Below are 16,894 nucleotides of genomic sequence, written 5' to 3' on the forward strand. Positions count from 1 at the left end.
ACCCGGTCGGAGCGCGGCCCTGCCCCGTGCGGGGGCCGCGACTATCGTGCGGCCATGTCCGGTGATCGTGAGCACGAGCTGGTCCTGTTCGGCGCGACGAGCTTCGTCGGCGAGCTGACCGCCGCCTACCTGGCCCGCCACGCCCCCGCCGGCACCCGGATCGCGCTGGGCGGGCGCTCGCGCGAGCGTCTGGAGAAGGTCCGCGACCGGCTGCCCGCCCCGGGCGGCGACTGGCCGCTGGTCGTCGCCGACACCGGCGACCAGGACGCGCTGGCCCGGATGGCGTCGTCGACCGACGTCGTCGCCACCACGGTCGGTCCCTACGCCAAGTACGGCCTGCCGGTGGTCGAGGCGTGCGCGACCGCCGGCACCCACTACGCCGACCTCACCGGCGAGGTCCAGTTCGCCCGCGAGGCCATCGACCGCTTCGACGCGCCCGCGCGGGCGACCGGCGCGCGCCTCGTGCACTCCTGCGGCTACGACTCGATCCCCTCCGACCTCGCGGTCCTGCTGCTGCACAGCCGGGTGCAGGCCGACGGCGAGGGCGAGCTCGCCGACGTCACGACGGTGGCGCGGATCCGTGGCGGCGTCTCCGGCGGCACGATCGACTCGATGCGGGGACTCGCCGACGCCTCGCGCGCCGACCGGTCGGTGTACAAGCTGATGCGCGACCCGTACGGCCTGAGCCCCGAGCGCGACGCCGAGCCCGACACCCGCCAGCCCAGCGACGTCCCCCGGCCGCACCAGGTCGAGGGCCGCTGGGTCGCGCCGTTCGTCATGGCGTCCTACAACACCCGCATCGTGCGGCGCTCCAACGCCATCGCCGGCTACGCCTACGGCAAGGGCCTGCGCTACGGCGAGGTCATGGGCGCCGGGAGCGGCCCGGTGGGTGCCGTCACGGCCGGCGCGATCACCGCCGGGCTCGGGGCGATGCTCGCCGGCCTGTCCACCCCGGGCGTGCGCCAGGTCCTCGACCGCGTGCTGCCCAAGCCCGGCGAGGGCCCCAGCGAGAAGGCCCGCGAGCAGGGCTGGTTCCGCCACGACGTCGACGCCACGACCTCCACCGGCGCGCGCTACACCGCCCGCGTCTCCGGCTCCGGCGACCCGGGCTACGCCGCCACGGCGGTGATGTTCGGCGAGAGCGCGCTCTGCCTCGCCCTCGACGGCGATCGCCTGCCCGACCGCACCGGCTCGCTCACCCCCGCCACGGCCATGGGCCCGGCGCTGGTCGAGCGCCTGCGCACGGCCGGGCACGTCTACGACGTCGCGCGGGCCTGAACCGTCGGCAGTCCCCGGGGTGCGCCCTCGGTGATGAGCCCCTCGAGGGCGTCGGTGTCCAGGTGCTGCTCGACGAGGTCGCCGAGCAGGTCCAGCTGGGCGGCGCGCACGGCCGCGTAGGACGTGTCGGGCGCGGCGGCGAAGTCGCGCCCGGCGGCGGCCGCGGCGCGGGCGAGCACGCGCCGGCGCAGGGCGTCGTTCTCGAGCAGCCCGTGGGCGTGGGTGCCGAGCACGTGCCCGGCGTCGACCCCCTCCGGCGTCCCGTCCGCGAGCGTGACCAGCGGCGGACCGCTCCCCCGCAGCTCACGGCCGTGGTGGATCTCGTAGAACGTCACCGGCTCGCCGAGCGCCGTCCCGGTCGGCGTCCCGAGGTGCTTGGCGACGTCGAAGGTCACCTCGACGTCGAGCAGGCCGAGCCCCTCGACCGTGCCCGGCGCCGCCTCGACGCCGTGCGGGTCGTGGATGCGCCGCCCGAGCATCTGGTAGCCGCCGCAGATCCCGAGCACGGGACGCCCCGCCGCGGCGTGGGCGACCACGGCGTCGGCCAGCCCCGTCGACCGCAGCCAGGCCAGGTCCGCGACCGTCGTCTTCGAGCCGGGCAGGACCACGAGGTCGGCGTCGGCGAGGCGCGACGGCTCGGTCACCCAGCGGACCGCCACGCCGGGCTCCGAGCTCAGCGCGTCCACGTCCGTGCCGTTCGAGACCCGCGGCAGGCGCACCACCGCGACCCGCAGCCACTCCCGCCCGCGCGGGGGTGCCGGGCGTCCCACGACGCCGTCGGCGACGTGGCCCAGCGAGTCCTCGGCGTCCAGCCACAGCTCGGGGCTCCACGGCAGGACGCCGAGGGTCGGGCGACCGGTGAGCGTGCGCAGCTGGTCGAGCCCGGGTGCGAGCAGGGCCGGGTCGCCGCGGAACTTGTTGACCACCCACCCCGCGACCAGCGCCTGGTCCGCCGGCTCGAGCACGGCGAGCGTGCCGAACAGGTGCGCCAGCACGCCGCCGCGGTCGATGTCCCCGACCACGACCACCGGCAGCTCGGCGGCGCGTGCGAGGCCCATGTTGGCGATGTCGGTGGCGCGCAGGTTGATCTCGGCCGGCGAGCCCGCGCCCTCGCAGATCACGACGTCGTGGTCACGGCGCAGGTCCGCCAGCGTCTCGGTGACGACGTCGAGCAGCGCCGCCTTGCGCTCCCGGTAGCTCGCCGCCGACACCGTCCCGTCGACGACGCCGCGCACCACCACCTGCGAGCTGCGATCGCTGCCCGGCTTGAGCAGCACGGGGTTGAACCGCACGCTCGGCGCGAGCCCGCACGCCGCCGCCTGCAGGGCCTGGGCGCGCCCGATCTCGCCGCCGTCGCGGCACACCACGCTGTTGTTGGACATGTTCTGCGCCTTGAACGGCGCCACGTCGATGCCCTTGCGGTGCAGCCAGCGGCAGAGGCCCGCGACGAGGACGCTCTTGCCGGCGTCCGACGTCGTGCCCGCGACGAGCAGCGCGCCGGTCACCGATGGTCCGGCTCCGCAGCGCTCCGCGTCCGTCACCACCTCGGCAGCCCCGCGAGCCCGGGCAGACCGTCGAGCGAGTGCTCGTTCTTCCGGGCGCGGTAGTCCCGCATCCACTCCGGGCTGTGGCGCTCGGCCCAGGAGTCGAGCAGCTCGCGGTCGCCCTCCAGCGTCATCCGCGGGACGGCGTAGCCGCAGGCGTCGGCCACCCGCGTGACGTCGACGGTGACGACGCCGCGGGCCTCGGTGCGCCGCGACGCCAGACCCATCGCGAACGGCTCGAGCGCGGCGTCGAACCCCGGCTCGCCGTGCGTGACCACCCGCCCGCGGCCGTGCAGCCGCACGACGTTCGGGGTGCCGTCGAACGAGCAGAACATGACGCAGATGCGGCCGTTCTCCCGCAGGTGGGCGATGGTCTCGACCCCGCTCGCGGTCATGTCGACGTAGGCGAAGGTGTGGTCGTCGAGCACGCCGAACGTGCCGCGCAGGCCCTTCGGCGACACGTTGACCAGCCCGTCGCCCGCCAGCGGTGCGGTGCCCACGAAGAACACCGGCTGCTCGCCGATCCACCGCGCCAGTCGGGGCTCGATCCGCTCGTAGACCTTGGCCACGCCCGGCAGATTCGCACGCCGGACCGACGTCCCGCACGTGATCCCCGCCTCGCGCGCGTCAGGCGGGGCCGAGCTCCACGTCGAGCAGCACCCCGCGGTCGCGGGTGCGGACGTCGAGCGCCGTGGTCCCGTTCGCCCGCGAGCCGTCGTCGACCACCTTCGGGATCGCCGAGAGGTCGCGCGTGCTCAGGGCGACCACCCGCTCCCCCGCCGCGTCCTCGCGCACGGTCTCGGTGAGCAACCGCAGGCGCAGGATGCGGCCGCTGGTCTCGAGGCCGTCGAGGGGGTCGACGACGAGGTCCCCGCGCAGCCGCACGGGTCCCTCCACCGGGCGCGGCGCGTCCCACACGGCGCGGAAGCCCGCGCCGGTCAGCACGACCGACCCGCCGTCGCGGGGCGTCGCGGAGGCCTCGACGACGTCGGACCAGCCGGCCGGACGCGGGAGGTCGTCGGGGGCGTCCCGCTCGACGAAGCGCAGTCGCCAGGTACGGATCTGGCGGATCGAGGCGAGCGGGCAGGCGCGGGCACGGATCACCGCGGCGGGCAGCAGGATCGGCAACGAGCGCACACGCCCACGATGACCGAGGCGCCTCAGCGGTGCCGGTTGGGACGGCGCGCGAGGTCGACCAGCTCCGGACACTCGACGACCTCGACGCCCGCGGCCTCCAGCCGCGCCGCTCCCGACGGGTGGCCGACGAACAGCGGCGGCTCGCGCCACGCCATGACCACGCGCCCGATGCCCGCGTCGAGGATGTGCTGCGCGCAGGTCACGGGCCGCGACGCGCGCTGGCCGCACGGCTCGAGCGAGGTGTAGAGCGTGGCGCCGGGCAGGCGCGGGTCGGATCGGTCGACGTCGCGCAGCGCGACCTCCTCGGCGTGGTCGAGGACGTCGTCGCGGCGGCTGTGCCCGGTCGCGAGCACCGTGCCGTCGGCGGCCACCACCACGCAGCCCACCGAGAACGCCGACGGCGAGGGCGGGCAGCGCTCGGCCAGCGAGCACGCCTCGGCGAGCCAGCGGGCGTCGGCGGGCCCGAAGCGGTAGCGCAGCAGCACGTCGGCGTCGATCGCCCGGGTCTCGAGGAGGTGCGCCGACGCCGGGGTGCCGGTGAATCGCGGACCCTCGCCGACCAGGCGCGGGGCCACCACGAGCTGCAGCTCGTCGACCACCCCGGCCCCGAGGAACGCCCGGTGCACCGCCGCCCCGCCCTCGACCATGACGCGCACGACGCCGTGGCCGGCGAGCCGCTCGAGCACCTCGTGCGGGCTGCCGTGCAGCACCACGGTGTCGGCGACGTCGCGGCCCTCGGTGAGCACGCGGGCGGCGGGGTCGACGGGGTGCGTGGAGAGCACCACGCGCAGCGGCGAGGGCCCGAGGCCGCGGGCGACCCGGTCGGCGCGCCGGTCCGCGGAGCGCACGAGCAGGCGGGGGTCGTCCGCCCGCACCGTGCCGGCGCCGACGACGATCGCGTCCACGCCCGCCCGCTCGGCGTCGACCCGGTCGAGGTCGGCGGCGCCGGACAGCACGAGTCGCCGGGGCGAGGCGTCGTCGAGGAAGCCGTCGATCGACACCGCCGCCGAGGCGAGCACGTGGGGGCGCATCCGCTCGCTCAGGGCAGGGTGAGGATCTCGCTGCCGGTGTCGGTGACGAGGATCGTGTGCTCGAACTGGGCGGTGCGGGACTTGTCCTTCGTCGTCACCGTCCACCCGTCGTCCCAGACGTCGTAGTCGACGGTGCCGCGGGTGATCATCGGCTCGATCGTGAACGTCATGCCCGGCTCGAGCATCTCGTGGCGGCTCGGGTCGTCGTAGTGGACGACGACGAGCCCGGAGTGGAACGCGCGCCCGATACCGTGGCCGGTGAAGTCGCGCACCACGCCGTAGCCGAAGCGGTTGGCGTACGACTCGATCACCCGGCCGACGACGTTGAGCTCGCGGCCCGGCTTCACGGCCTTGATCGCGCGCATCGTCGCCTCGTGGGTGCGCTCGACGAGCAGGCGGTCCTCCTCGTCGACCTCGCCGGCGAGGAACGTCGCGTTGGTGTCGCCGTGGACGCCGCCGATGAAGGCGGTGACGTCGATGTTGACGATGTCCCCGTCCTCGATGAGCGTCGAGTCGGGGATCCCGTGGCAGATGACCTCGTTGAGCGAGGTGCAGCACGACTTCGGGAAGCCGCGGTAGCCCAGCGTCGAGGGGTACGCGTCGTGGTCGACGAGGAACTCGTGCACCACGCGGTCGACGTCGTCGGTGGTGGCGCCCGGCTTCACGGCCTCGCCGCCGGCCTGCAGCGCCTGCGCGGCGACCCGGCTCGCGTGGCGCATGGCCTCGATCACCTCGGGCGTCTGCACCCAGGGGTCGGTGCTGCGCGCGGGCGCGGGCTTGCCCACGTACTCGGGGCGGGGGATCTGGGGCGGGACCGGGCGCAGCGGCGTCGGCTGCCCCGGCCGCAGCGGAGCGCGGACCGGCATGTCCCCAGCCTAGGCGCCGCGCCGCGCCCGCGTGACGAGCCGGGCGACGGCACGCCAGCCCAGCACCAGCACCCCGATCGCGACGGTGGCCACGATCGCGAACGACAGCGGCAGCCGGCCGGTCAGCGCCGCGCGCAGGGGCAGGCCGACGACCACCGCGCCCGCCCACACCGCGAGCCCCGAGCGCCAGGCCAGGGGCGCCCGCCAGGTGCGTCCCGCGAGCGTGCCCACCGCGGCGCCGGCGACGAACGGGGCGGCGGTGAGCAGGGTGCCGGCGAGGTCCCCCACGATGTCCTCCGCGTGGCTCGCCCGGCCCAGCGCGGCGAAGGCCACGACGGCGAGGACGTCGAGCGCGATGAGCGCCCCGGACCGGCGGGTGGGCGTGAGTGTCGTCATCTCAGAACAGCACCGTCGCGAACGAGCCGACCTGCTCGAACCCAATGCGCTCGTACGCCCGCCGCGCCGGGGTGTTGAACGCGTTGACGTAGAGGCTCGCGACGCGCCGGGCCCGCACGAGGTGCGCCACGACGGCCGCGGTGCCGGCCTGGCCGAGGCCCCGGCCCCGCCAGTCCGGGTGCACCCACACGCCCTGGATCTGCCCGACCCGCGAGGACAGCGCGCCGATCTCGGCCTTGAACACGACCTCGCCCTGCTCGAAGCGCACGAACGCGCGCCCGGCGCCGATCAGCTCGGCGACCCGCGCGCGGTAGCCCGCGCCGCCGTCGCCGAGGCGCGGGTCGACGCCGACCTCCTCGAGGAACATGGCGATCGCGGCCGGCAGGTAGCGCTCGAGCTCGTCGGGGCGGGTCTGGCGGACCTCGGGGTCGGGGTCGATCGACGGGGCCGTCGCGGTGGCCATCAGCGGCTGGTCGGGACGCACCTCGCGGGCGGCGTCCCAGTACTCCTGGAGCTCCTCCCACAGCGGCAGCACGAGCTCGCGACGCCCGACCAGCGACGAGCAGTGGCGGCGCTGCCGACGGGCGCGCTCGGCGAAGTGGCGCACCTCGGTGCGCTCGCCGCGCAGGGGCACGAGGTTGGCCCCGGAGAAGCACAGGCCGTCGAGCCGGCCGCCGACGCCCCACAGCTCGCCGCCCAGGCGCCACGGCTCGACGCCGACCGTCTCGACCCGCGACGCGACCATGCACGTGGCCACGGGATCGGCGTCGAGGGCGCTCCGCACCTTCGACCGGTCCCGGTCGTCGAGCAGCCGCGCACCGGCGGTACGGAGCACGCTTCCAGCCTGCCACGTCCGGGGCCCGGACTCCCAGTGGAGTCCCGTGTCGCTACACCAGTGCCGGACGCTCGTACGGCCGCTCGAGCACGTGGTGGTCGAGGAACGCCCAGACCGTGCGGTACCAGAGCTTGGCGTCGCCCGGCGCGAGCACCCAGTGGTTCTCGTCCGGGAAGTACAGGAACTGGGACTCGACGCCGCTGCGCTGCAGGTCGTACCAGAGGCGCAGGCCCTCGGAGATCGGGACGCGGTAGTCCTTGTCGCCGTGGATCACCAGCATCGGCGTGGCGATCGACCGCACGTGCCGGTGCGGGGAGTGCGCGTCGTAGCGCTCGCGCTCGTCGAGCGGGTCGCCCCACTCGCGGCGCCAGTGGAACGACGCGTCGGTGGTGCCGACGAAGCCGTCGAGGTGCCAGATGCTCGCGTGCGTGACGATCGCGGCGAAGCGGTCGGTGTGCCCGGCGATCCAGTTGGCCATGTAGCCGCCGAACGAGCCGCCCATGGCCGCCACCCGTGTCGCGTCGACGTCGTCGCGGGCGAGCGCGGCGTCGGTGGTGGTCATGAGGTCGGTGTAGGGCAGCTCGCCCCAGGCGCCGGTGGCCGGGTCGAGGAACGCCTGCCCGTAGCCGGTGGACAGCCGCGGGTCGGGCAGCAGCACCGCCCAGCCGCGCGCGGCCATCAGCCACGGGTTCCAGCGCCAGGACCAGGCGTTCCAGCTCGACAGCGGGCCGCCGTGGATCCACAGCACCAGCGGCGCCGGGGTGGCCGCCGACGCCCCACCGGGCAGCACGAGCCAGGCGCGCAGCGCGGTGCCGTCGGCCGCGGTGGCGTGGACCTCGGTCAACGTGCCGGGCAGGGGGTCGATGGTGGTGACCCCGCGCAGGGCGGTGGGCTCCTGGTCGGCGGCCTCCGGGTCGAGGCGCACGGGCGTCGGGGGCGCGTCGACCGCGGAGCGCAGCGCGTAGAGCGCCGAGCCGTCCCGCGCGGCGACGACGTCGGTGTAGGCGCCGGACGCGGTCAGCCGGGTGACCGAGCCGTCGGTGATCGACACCCGCAGCACCGGTCCGTGCCCGGCCTCGTCGACGACGACGTAGACGACGTCGCCGCCCGGCGCCGCGGTGACGCCGCGGACCTGGTGGGCCTCCTCGGGCAGGACGTCGCGCTCGGTGCCGTCGGCCAGCGAGCGGGCCCGCAGCGTGTGCGCCGTGCCGCGGCCGGGGCGCGGGTGGCGCTCGCGCACCCAGAGCAGCCAGCGCCCGTCCGGGCTGATCACCGGGGCCTCGTGGTCGGCGCCCGGCTCGTCGCCGACGACGACCGTGCCGCTGCCGTCGTCGCTGCCCGTGTGCAGCTCGAGGCGGCGACGCCAGGACGCGGGGTCGGCGGGGTCGGGGACGTCGACGACCACCGCGACCGTGCGCCCGTCGGGGCTGATCGCGGAACCGGCGAGGCGCTCGTCGCCGTGGGGCGCGACGTGCTCGGGCTCGCCGTACCGGGCCTCCGGGTCGGCCGGGTCGGGGGGCGCGCAACGCTGGAGGTGCGCGCGGCCGGGGCCGAGGTCGTGGTCCCAGAACCGCACGGGGAAGTGGGTGTGCAGCCGGGCCGACACGCCCTCCTTCTCGCGGGCCTCGCGCTGCTCCTCGGCGTCACCGACGACCGGCTTCGGCGTGACGACGGTCAGGGTCCCGGCGTCGCGCGCGACGGCGAAGCCGCTCACCCCGTCCGGGCGCTCGACGACCGGGCGCGCCTCGCCGCCGGCGGCGGGCAGGAGCCACAGCGCGGTCCGGTCCTCTGTCGGCTTCTCCGCGGTCGGATCGGCGCGCCGGGAGGTGAAGAGCAGGTCGCCGTCGGGGGTGAACGCCGCGGACGACTCGCCGGTCGTGGAGCGGGTCAGGCGCCGCGGCGCCCCGGTGCCCTGCGGGTCGATCTCCCACAGCGCGGTGCCGTACTTCTTCCCGTCCGCGCTGAGCTCCGAGACGGTGGTGACCAGGCGCGTCCCGTCGGGGGACAGCGCGAGGCCGGCGCAGCGGCGGGTGGCGACGAAGGCGTCGAGGTCGTCGAACGTGCTCACGCCGCTATCCGATCACGGGGTGCGGCTCCGCCGCATGTGAGCACTTTCGCGGGCTGTAGCCCGCGAGGGTGCTCACGGGCCCGGAGGGCACCTAGCCGACGGTGACGGTCGGCGTCCCGCCGGCCTGGCCACCCGCGAGCTCGTCCTCGCCGGCCTCCTCGGCGAGACGCATGGCCTCCTCGATGAGGGTCTCGACGATCTGGGCCTCGGGCACGGTCTTGATGACCTCGCCCTTGACGAAGATCTGGCCCTTGCCGTTGCCGCTCGCCACGCCGAGGTCGGCGTCGCGGGCCTCGCCCGGGCCGTTGACGACGCAGCCCATGACCGCGACGCGCAGCGGCACCTCCATGCCCTCGAGCCCGGCGGTGACCTCGTCGGCGAGCTTGTAGACGTCCACCTGGGCGCGCCCGCAGGACGGGCAGGAGACGATCTCGAGCTTGCGCGGGCGCAGGTTCAGCGACTCGAGGATCGAGAGCCCGACGCGGACCTCCTCGATCGGCGGCGCGGAGAGCGAGACGCGGATCGTGTCGCCGATGCCCTTCGAGAGCAGCGCGCCGAACGCGGTCGCCGACTTGATCGTGCCCTGGAACGTCGGCCCGGCCTCGGTGACGCCGAGGTGCAGCGGGTAGTCGCACTGCTCGGCGAGCAGCTCGTAGGCGCGCACCATCGTCACCGGGTCGTGGTGCTTCACCGAGATCTTGATGTCGTGGAAGTCGTGCTCGGCGAAGAGCGAGGCCTCCCACAGCGCCGACTCGACCAGCGCCTCGGGCGTCGCCTTGCCGTGCTTGGCCATGATCGACGGCTCGAGCGAGCCCGCGTTGACGCCGATGCGGATCGGGGTGCCGGCGTCCTTCGCGGCCTTCGCGATCTCGCCGACCTTGTCGTCGAACTTCTTGATGTTGCCCGGGTTCACGCGCACCGCGGCGCAGCCGGCGTCGATCGCCGCGAAGACGTACTTCGGCTGGAAGTGGATGTCGGCGACCACCGGGATCCCCGACTTCCTCGCGATCGCGGGCAGCGCCTCGGCGTCGTCCGCGCTGGGCACGGCGACGCGCACGATGTCGCAGCCGGCCGCGGTGAGCTCGGCGATCTGCTGGAGGGTCGCGTTGATGTCGGCGGTCAGCGTGGTGGTCATCGACTGCACCGACACCGGGTGGTCGCTGCCCACACCGACGCCGCCGACGTCGAGCTGGCGGGTCTTCCGGCGCGGCGCGAGCACGGCGGGCGCTTCGGGCAGACCGAGGTCGACGGTCATCTCTCTCCTCGACGACGTGGACGCGTCACGATCCAGTCTCCCCCAGAACCCGCGGGCCCGCCGGTGGCGCGCCTTACAACGAGCGGCCCCCTACAGCCCCAGGTCGATCGGGTTGACGATGTCCGCGACGATCACCAGCGCCCCGTAGGCCATGATCACCGCCGCGAACCCCACCCCGATCGGCATGAGGCGGGCGAGGTCGACCGGTCCGGGGTCCGGGCGCCCGCGCAGGCGCGCGATCCGCTTCTTGACCGCCTCCCACGCCGCCGGCAGCACGTGCCCGCCGTCGAGCGGGAGGATCGGCAGCAGGTTGAGCAGGCACAGCGACAGGTTCACCGCGGCGAGCAGGTTGAGGAACAGCGCGATCTCCACCGCGACCGGCCGTTCCTGCTCGAGCACCTGGCCGCCCATGACCGACACGCCGACGAGGCTCACCGGGCCGTTGGCCTCGCGCTCCTCGCCGAGGAACACCGCCCCGAACAGTGCCGGCACCTTCTCGGGCAGGCGCGCGATCGCGTAGACCGAGCCCTCGAGCATCTCCCCCATGCGCTCGGTGACCTGGCCGACGCTCTGGCGCATCACCGGCTCGATCGGCGAGAGCCCGAGGAACGAGGCGGTGACGTAGGTGGGGTCGGCGCCCAGCGGGGTGTCCAGGTCCGGCACCTGGTTCTCGATCAGCGTCGGGTAGAGCGTGAGCTGCTGGCTGCCGGTCGGGGTGGTCCGCTCGACGACCACCGGCACGGTGCCGCGCGCGTCGCGGATCGCGCGCTGGAGGCTCTCCCAGTCCGGGTAGGCCCGGCCGTCGAACGTGACGATCCGGTCGCCCGCGCGGAACCCCGCCTGCGCGGCCGGCGTCGGCGGCGCCCCCGGCGGGCAGCCGGGCGCGACCTGCGAGGCCGGCACGACGCACTCGCTGACCGCGCTCACCACCGGCTGCGGGGTCGCGACGCCGAAGCCCATGAGCACGATCGCGAACAGCACGATCGCGAGCACCAGGTTCATGAACGGACCCGCCAGCATGACGATGATCCGCTTCCAGGGCTTGCGGGTCCAGAACTGGCGGTCCTCGTCGCCGGGCCGGATGTCGCGCACCGAGTCGGCGCGGACGTCGTCGATCATGCCCTGGAAGGGCCCCGACCGGCGGCTGCGCCCGATCCGCTCGCCCGGCGGCGGCGGGATCATCCCGATCATGCGGATGTAGCCGCCGAGCGGGATCGCCTTGATCCCGAACTCCGTCTCGCCCCGCCGGAACGACAGCACCGTCGGCCCGAAGCCGACCATGAACTCGGGGACGCGGATGCCGAACAGCCGCGCGGTGGAGTAGTGGCCGAGCTCGTGCCAGGCGATGGAGAGCAGGAGCCCCAGCGCGAAGAGCACGATCCCGAGGACGAGCATCACGGGCGACGACGGTAGCCCCGACCACCGTGTGCCCGACGTGGGGCCCGCGTCCGGCTCACCCGACGGGCGAGGAGAGCCGCTCCCCCGCCGCCCGCCGCGCCCAGGCCTCGGCGGCGTGGACGTCGTCGACGTCGCGGGGATCGGCGGCCCAGGCACCGGCGTCGTCGAGGACCGCGGCGAGGGTCTCGTCGATCCCGGTCCACGCGCAGCGCCCGGCGAGGAAGGCGGCGACGGCCTCCTCGTTGGCGGCGTTGAACACCGCCGGCAGGCAGCCGCCCGTGGTGCCCGCGGCCCGGGCGAGCTCGAGGGCGGGGAACGCCGCGGTGTCGACGGGCTCGAAGGTCCAGCTGGTCGGGTCGGCGAAGGTCTCGGGCCGGCTCGCCCCCGGCAGGCGCTGCGGCCAGGCGAGCGCCAGGGCGATCGGCATGTGCATGTCGGGCGGGCTGACCTGCGCGATCGTGGCGCCGTCGACGTAGGTGACCATCGAGTGGATCATCGACTGCGGGTGCACGACGACGTCGATGCGCGCGTAGGGGATGCCGAACAGCAGGTGGGCCTCGATGAGCTCGAGTCCCTTGTTGACCAGCGTCGACGAGTTCAGCGTCACCACCGGGCCCATGGCCCAGGTCGGGTGCGCGAGGGCCTGCTCGACGGTGACGGCCGCGAGCTCGGCGCGCCGGCGGCCCCGGAACGGCCCGCCGGAGGCGGTGAGGACGAGGCGCGCGACCTCCTCGGGCAGGCCGCCGCGCAGGCACTGCGCGAGCGCCGAGTGCTCCGAGTCGACGGGCACGATCTGCCCGGGCGTCGCAGCCCGCGTCACCAGCGGGCCCCCGGCGACCAGCGACTCCTTGTTCGCGAGCGCGAGCGTGGACCCGGCGGCCAGGGCGGCCAGGGTCGGCGCGAGGCCGCGGGAGCCGTCCATCGCGTTGAGCACCACGTCGGCGCCGGCACCCGCGAGCCCGGCGGCGGCGTCCGGGCCGGCGAGGACCTCGGCCCCGGTGCGCTCGCGCAGGTCCGGGGCGGCCGCGGGGTCGGCGACGGCGATCGTCGGGACCCCGAACTCGGCGGCCTGCTGCGCGAGCAGGTCGGGGCGTCCGCCGCCGGCGGCGAGGCCCGTCACGACGAAGCGGTCCGGGTGGGCGCGGACGATGTCGAGGGCCTGGGTGCCGATCGACCCGGTGGAGCCGAGGACGACGAGCCGGCGCGGGGCGGACGGCTCGGGGGGTGTGCTCATCGCGCGCCATCATCACGGGCGCGCGCCACGCGCGGTAGCCAGGGGCGCGGTAAGTTGAGCGCGCCCGCACGAGCGATCACTGGAGGAGCCAACCGTGGCCACCAACAGCCCCGCCCGCCAGCACCAGGGCGGCGGCGGTGTCGCCCACCACGACGAGGCCGGCGTCGTCGTCAACGGCGTGTCGTCGGACCAGGAGCCCTCGGTCGAGTGGGGCTGGCACGGGCACTACCCGAAGGTCGCGCGCCTGTCGGGCTTCCTCGTGGCCGCCATCATGCTGATCATGCTCTGGGGCAACCACGAGGGCCGCCAGGAGGACATCTGGCTGATCGCCCTGGCCGTCGGGTTCTTCGCGCTGTCGCTCGGCGCCATCATCCGTTCCCGGACGTCCTGGCGGCGGTGAGCGCGCCTCCGGCCGCGCTCCCCGAGCGTCGGGACCGGTCGACGTCGCCGCTGCGCCGGTGGCTCCTCGAGGGCCTCGCCGACCGCAGCGCGCAGTACTCCGGACCCCACGCGCGCCCGGCGCCCGAGCACGAGGGCAAGCCGTGGTGGCGCGTCATGTGCCTCACGGGCGTCGACTACTTCTCCACGCTGGGCTACCAGCCGGCCGTCGCGGTCGTCGCGGCCGGGCTGATCTCGCCGATCGCGACGCTCGTGCTCGTCGTGCTGACGCTGGCGGGCGCCCTGCCGATCTACCGCCGCGTCGCGCGCGAGAGCCCCCACGGCGAGGGCTCCGTGGCCATGCTCGAGCGGCTGCTGTCGTACTGGTGGTCGAAGCTGCTGGTGCTCGTGCTGCTCGGCTTCGCCGTCACCGACTTCCTCATCACCATCACGCTCTCCACGGCGGACGCGACGGCGCACGTCGTCGAGAACCCCCTGGTCGGCGGGGCGCTGCACGGGTGGGAGGTGCCGCTGACCTGCGCGCTCGTCGTCCTGCTCGGCGTCGTGTTCCTCATGGGGTTCGCCGAGGCCATCGGCATCGCAGTGGTCGTCGTCGGCGTGTTCCTGCTGCTCAACCTGGTCGTGGTCGTCGGGGCGCTCCACCGCGTCCTCACCGAGCCGACGCGCGTCACCGACTGGGGCGACGCGCTGCTCACCCAGCACGGCAACCCGCTGATCATCGTCGGGATCGCGCTGATCGTCTTCCCCAAGCTCGCGCTCGGCCTGTCCGGCTTCGAGACCGGCGTCGCGGTCATGCCGCTCGTGCGCGGCGCGCAGGGGGACACGCACAAGGACCCGGCCGGGCGGATCGCCGGGGCGCGGAAGCTGCTCACCACCGCCGCACTCATCATGAGCGGCTTCCTCGTCACGTCGAGCTTCGTGTGCACGCTGCTCATCCCGCTCGAGCAGTTCGGGCCCGACGGCCAGGCCAACGGGCGCGCCCTGGCCTACCTCGCGCACGAGCAGTTCGGGCCGGTGCTCGGCACCGCCTACGACCTGTCGACGATCGTCATCCTGTGGTTCGCCGGGGCCTCGGCGATGGCGGGGCTGCTCAACCTCGTCCCGCGCTACCTGCCCCGCTACGGCATGGCACCGAACTGGGCGCGGGCCGTGCGGCCGATGGTGCTGGTGTTCACCGCGCTCGGCATCCTCATCACGGTCGTCTTCGACGCCTCGGTCGACGCGCAGAGCGGCGCCTACGCCACCGGCGTGCTCGTGCTCATCACCTCGGCCTCGATCGCGGTGACGCTCTCGGCGCGCGCGAAGGGCCAGCGGGCGGCGACGATCGGCTTCGGCACCATCGCCGTCGTCTTCGTCTACACCACCGTCACGAACATGATCGAGCGCCCGGAGGGCCTCAAGATCGGCCTGATGTTCGTGGCGGCGATCTTCGTGGTCTCGTTCGCCTCGCGGGCGCTGCGCAGCACCGAGCTGCGGATCACCGCGGTGCACCTCGACAAGACCGCGCGGCGCATCGTCCGCGAGGCCCACGAGGAGGACCCGGAGGCGACGATCCGGCTGGTGGCCAACGAGCCCGGCCGGCGTGACCGTCGCGAGTACGAGGAGAAGGAGCTCGAGGAGCGCCTCGACCACCACATCCCGTCCGGCGACGTCGTGATCTTCGTCGAGATCACCGTGGACGACCCGTCGAACTTCGAGACCGACCTGTACGTGCTCGGCGAGGAGCGCCACGGCTACCGCATCCTGCGGGCCCGCAGCGCCACGGTGCCCAACGCCATCGCGGCGCTGCTGCTGCACCTGCGCGACGTCACCGGCCGCGTGCCGCACGTCTACTTCGAGTGGGACGAGGGCAGCCCGGCCACCAACCTCGCGCGCTTCCTGCTCTTCGGCGTGGGCGAGGTCGCGCCCGTCACCCGCGAGGTCCTCCGCGAGGCCGAGCCCGACCGCGACCGCCGCCCCGCCGTCCACGTGGGCTGACACCCAGGTGAGCCCCTCAGACGGGGGACGCCGGGATCTCGCCCTGGACCTCCTTGGCCGCCTTGCGGGCCGCGATGAGCACGGCGTCCCAGACCGGTGAGAACGGTGGGGCGTAGGACAGGTCCATGAACGTCATCTCCTCGACGGTCATGGCGTTCCAGATCGCCGTGGCGAAGACGTCGATCCGCTTGCCCGAGCCGGTGCGGCCCACGATCTGGGCCCCCAGCAGGCGCCCGGTGCGCTGCTCGGCGAGCACCTTGACCGTCATGTTCTCGGCCTCGGGCCAGTAGCCGGCGGTCGTCGTCGACTCGACGGTCGCGGTGACGTAGCCGAACCCGGCCGCGTCGGCCTCGCGCTCGGTGAGGCCGGTGCGCCCGATCTCGAGGTCGCAGACCTTGCTGATCGCCGTGCCGATGACGCCCGGGAAGGCGCCGTAGCCCCCGGCGATGTTGGTGCCGATGATCCGGCCGTGCTTGTTGGCGTGGGTGCCGAGCGCGATGTGCACGCCCTTGCCCGACAGGCGGTGGTGCACCTCGGCGCAGTCGCCGCCCGCCCACACGCCCGGCGCCGCGCGCATCCGGACGTCGGTGACGATGCCGCCGGAGGGGCCGATCTCCAGCCCGGCGTCGGCGGCGAGCCGCGCGTTGGGCTTGACGCCCAGACCCATGATCACGATGTCGGCCGGGTAGACGGCGTCGCCGGCGCGGACGGCCTTCACCCGCCCGTCCTCGCCGACGTCGAAGCCGTCGACGGCCACCCCCGTGACCACGGTCATCCCCTCGCCCTCCATGGCCACGCGGATGAGCGCGCCCATGTCCGGGTCGACCTGCGTGAACGGCTCGGGCGCGTGCTCGATGACCGTCGTGTCGATGCCGCGCACGACCATCGCCTCGGCCATCTCGACCCCGATGTAGCCGGCGCCGACGACCACGGCCTTGCGCCGGTCGCCGTCGCCGCCCTTCCCGTCGCTGCGCGCGCCCCGGAGGAGGTCCTCGACGATCTCCTCGCCCTGCTCCAGCGACTGCACCCCGAAGATGCCCTGCGCGTCGGAGCCCTCGAGCGGCGGCACCGTCGGCACCGCGCCGGTCGCGATGACGAGCTCGTCGAACCCGAGCTCGTAGGTGTCGCCGTCGTCGACGCCGCGCACGCTGACCGACCTCTTGTCCAGGTCGATCGCGGTGGCCTCGGCGCGCATCCGGACGTCGATGCCGGCCGCGCGGTGCTCGTCGGGCGTGCGGGCGATCAGCTGGTCGCGGTCGGCGACGTGCCCGGAGATCCAGTACGGGATGCCGCACGCGGAGTACGACGTGTAGTGCCCGCGCTCGAGGACGACGACCTCGAACTCGCCGTCGTCGGCGTGGCGCAGGGCCGTCGACGCGGCGGACATGCCGGTGGCATCGCCCCCGAGGACGACGATCCGCTTGCTCATGGGGCTCCGTTCGCTCCGGGACGGACCGCGGCGGCGGTACGGTTCCG

Annotated in this window: 15 protein-coding genes; 3 read left to right on the plus strand and 12 right to left on the minus strand. The window is 74.5% G+C overall.

Annotation, left to right across the window (positions count from 1 at the left end; genetic code table 11):
- The first annotated feature begins 54 nt into the window (after positions 1 to 54).
- Positions 55 to 1,278 carry a saccharopine dehydrogenase family protein gene (locus tag PGB27_RS03050; protein ID WP_274198853.1) on the plus strand — a complete coding sequence of 408 codons (1,224 nt, stop codon included), beginning with the start codon at positions 55 to 57 and terminating at the stop codon, positions 1,276 to 1,278.
- Here PGB27_RS03050 and PGB27_RS03055 read toward each other — a convergent pair.
- From PGB27_RS03055 to dxr, 11 genes are all read right to left on the minus strand, one after another.
- A complete protein-coding gene (locus PGB27_RS03055) occupies positions 1,257 to 2,783 on the minus strand; it encodes a cobyric acid synthase (protein ID WP_274198995.1) in 1,527 nt (508 codons plus the stop codon). The genes PGB27_RS03050 and PGB27_RS03055 overlap by 22 nt on opposite strands.
- A 32-nt stretch (positions 2,784 to 2,815) precedes the next feature.
- Positions 2,816 to 3,391: a pyridoxamine 5'-phosphate oxidase family protein gene (locus tag PGB27_RS03060; RefSeq protein ID WP_274198854.1), complete on the minus strand. Its 576-nt coding sequence runs from the start codon at positions 3,389 to 3,391 to the stop codon at positions 2,816 to 2,818.
- A 58-nt stretch (positions 3,392 to 3,449) separates the two neighbouring features.
- Positions 3,450 to 3,959, minus strand: a complete 510-nt coding sequence (locus tag PGB27_RS03065) for a hypothetical protein (RefSeq protein WP_274198855.1) — start codon at positions 3,957 to 3,959, stop codon at positions 3,450 to 3,452.
- A gap of 23 nt (positions 3,960 to 3,982) precedes the next feature.
- On the minus strand, positions 3,983 to 4,990 hold the full coding sequence (locus PGB27_RS03070; RefSeq protein ID WP_274198856.1) for a dihydrofolate reductase family protein: 1,008 nt from the start codon (positions 4,988 to 4,990) through the stop codon (positions 3,983 to 3,985).
- Positions 4,991 to 4,998: 8 nt separating this feature from the next.
- The gene (map, locus tag PGB27_RS03075) at positions 4,999 to 5,856 is read right to left on the minus strand and encodes a type I methionyl aminopeptidase (protein WP_274198857.1); all 858 of its coding nucleotides are present in this window, start codon (positions 5,854 to 5,856) and stop codon (positions 4,999 to 5,001) included.
- A 9-nt stretch (positions 5,857 to 5,865) separates the two neighbouring features.
- On the minus strand, positions 5,866 to 6,252 hold the full coding sequence (locus PGB27_RS03080) for a DUF3054 domain-containing protein (RefSeq protein WP_274198858.1): 387 nt from the start codon (positions 6,250 to 6,252) through the stop codon (positions 5,866 to 5,868).
- 1 nt (position 6,253) lies between these two features.
- The gene (locus PGB27_RS03085; RefSeq protein WP_274198859.1) at positions 6,254 to 7,087 is read right to left on the minus strand and encodes a GNAT family N-acetyltransferase; all 834 of its coding nucleotides are present in this window, start codon (positions 7,085 to 7,087) and stop codon (positions 6,254 to 6,256) included.
- A gap of 52 nt (positions 7,088 to 7,139) precedes the next feature.
- On the minus strand, positions 7,140 to 9,155 hold the full coding sequence (locus PGB27_RS03090) for an alpha/beta hydrolase family protein (RefSeq protein ID WP_274198860.1): 2,016 nt from the start codon (positions 9,153 to 9,155) through the stop codon (positions 7,140 to 7,142).
- Between the two features lie 91 nt (positions 9,156 to 9,246).
- Complete coding sequence (gene ispG / locus PGB27_RS03095) at positions 9,247 to 10,410, minus strand: flavodoxin-dependent (E)-4-hydroxy-3-methylbut-2-enyl-diphosphate synthase (protein ID WP_274198861.1); 1,164 nt, start codon at positions 10,408 to 10,410, stop codon at positions 9,247 to 9,249.
- A gap of 90 nt (positions 10,411 to 10,500) precedes the next feature.
- Positions 10,501 to 11,805, minus strand: a complete 1,305-nt coding sequence (locus PGB27_RS03100; protein ID WP_274198996.1) for a M50 family metallopeptidase — start codon at positions 11,803 to 11,805, stop codon at positions 10,501 to 10,503.
- A gap of 58 nt (positions 11,806 to 11,863) precedes the next feature.
- Complete coding sequence (gene dxr / locus PGB27_RS03105) at positions 11,864 to 13,042, minus strand: 1-deoxy-D-xylulose-5-phosphate reductoisomerase (RefSeq protein WP_274198862.1); 1,179 nt, start codon at positions 13,040 to 13,042, stop codon at positions 11,864 to 11,866.
- Positions 13,043 to 13,136: 94 nt separating this feature from the next.
- Here dxr and PGB27_RS03110 point away from each other — a divergent pair, with 94 nt between their 5' ends.
- Positions 13,137 to 13,442 carry a DUF2631 domain-containing protein gene (locus PGB27_RS03110; RefSeq protein WP_274198863.1) on the plus strand — a complete coding sequence of 102 codons (306 nt, stop codon included), beginning with the start codon at positions 13,137 to 13,139 and terminating at the stop codon, positions 13,440 to 13,442.
- Entirely contained in the window at positions 13,439 to 15,418 is a 1,980-nt protein-coding gene (locus tag PGB27_RS03115) for an APC family permease (protein ID WP_274198864.1), read from the plus strand. The genes PGB27_RS03110 and PGB27_RS03115 overlap by 4 nt, the downstream gene beginning before the upstream one ends.
- Before the next feature lie 16 nt (positions 15,419 to 15,434).
- Here PGB27_RS03115 and PGB27_RS03120 read toward each other — a convergent pair whose 3' ends face one another.
- Positions 15,435 to 16,847, minus strand: a complete 1,413-nt coding sequence (locus PGB27_RS03120; RefSeq protein WP_274198865.1) for an FAD-dependent oxidoreductase — start codon at positions 16,845 to 16,847, stop codon at positions 15,435 to 15,437.
- Between the last annotated feature and the right edge of the window lie 47 nt (positions 16,848 to 16,894).

Origin of the sequence: Actinomycetospora lemnae (assembly GCF_028737315.1) — a bacterium.
GTDB lineage: Bacteria > Actinomycetota > Actinomycetes > Mycobacteriales > Pseudonocardiaceae > Actinomycetospora > Actinomycetospora lemnae.

What these genes read in the sequence shown, in the direction of transcription:
- PGB27_RS03050 (WP_274198853.1), top strand. Translation starts at nt 55, where the DNA reads ATGTCCGGTGATCGTGAGCACGAGCTGGTCCTGTTCGGCGCGACGAGC.
- map (WP_274198857.1), bottom strand. Translation starts at nt 5,856, where the DNA reads ATGCCGGTCCGCGCTCCGCTGCGGCCGGGGCAGCCGACGCCGCTGCGC.
- PGB27_RS03100 (WP_274198996.1), bottom strand. Translation starts at nt 11,805, where the DNA reads ATGCTCGTCCTCGGGATCGTGCTCTTCGCGCTGGGGCTCCTGCTCTCC.
- PGB27_RS03080 (WP_274198858.1), bottom strand. Translation starts at nt 6,252, where the DNA reads ATGACGACACTCACGCCCACCCGCCGGTCCGGGGCGCTCATCGCGCTC.
- ispG (WP_274198861.1), bottom strand. Translation starts at nt 10,410, where the DNA reads ATGACCGTCGACCTCGGTCTGCCCGAAGCGCCCGCCGTGCTCGCGCCG.
- dxr (WP_274198862.1), bottom strand. Translation starts at nt 13,042, where the DNA reads ATGAGCACACCCCCCGAGCCGTCCGCCCCGCGCCGGCTCGTCGTCCTC.
- PGB27_RS03070 (WP_274198856.1), bottom strand. Translation starts at nt 4,990, where the DNA reads ATGCGCCCCCACGTGCTCGCCTCGGCGGCGGTGTCGATCGACGGCTTC.
- PGB27_RS03120 (WP_274198865.1), bottom strand. Translation starts at nt 16,847, where the DNA reads ATGAGCAAGCGGATCGTCGTCCTCGGGGGCGATGCCACCGGCATGTCC.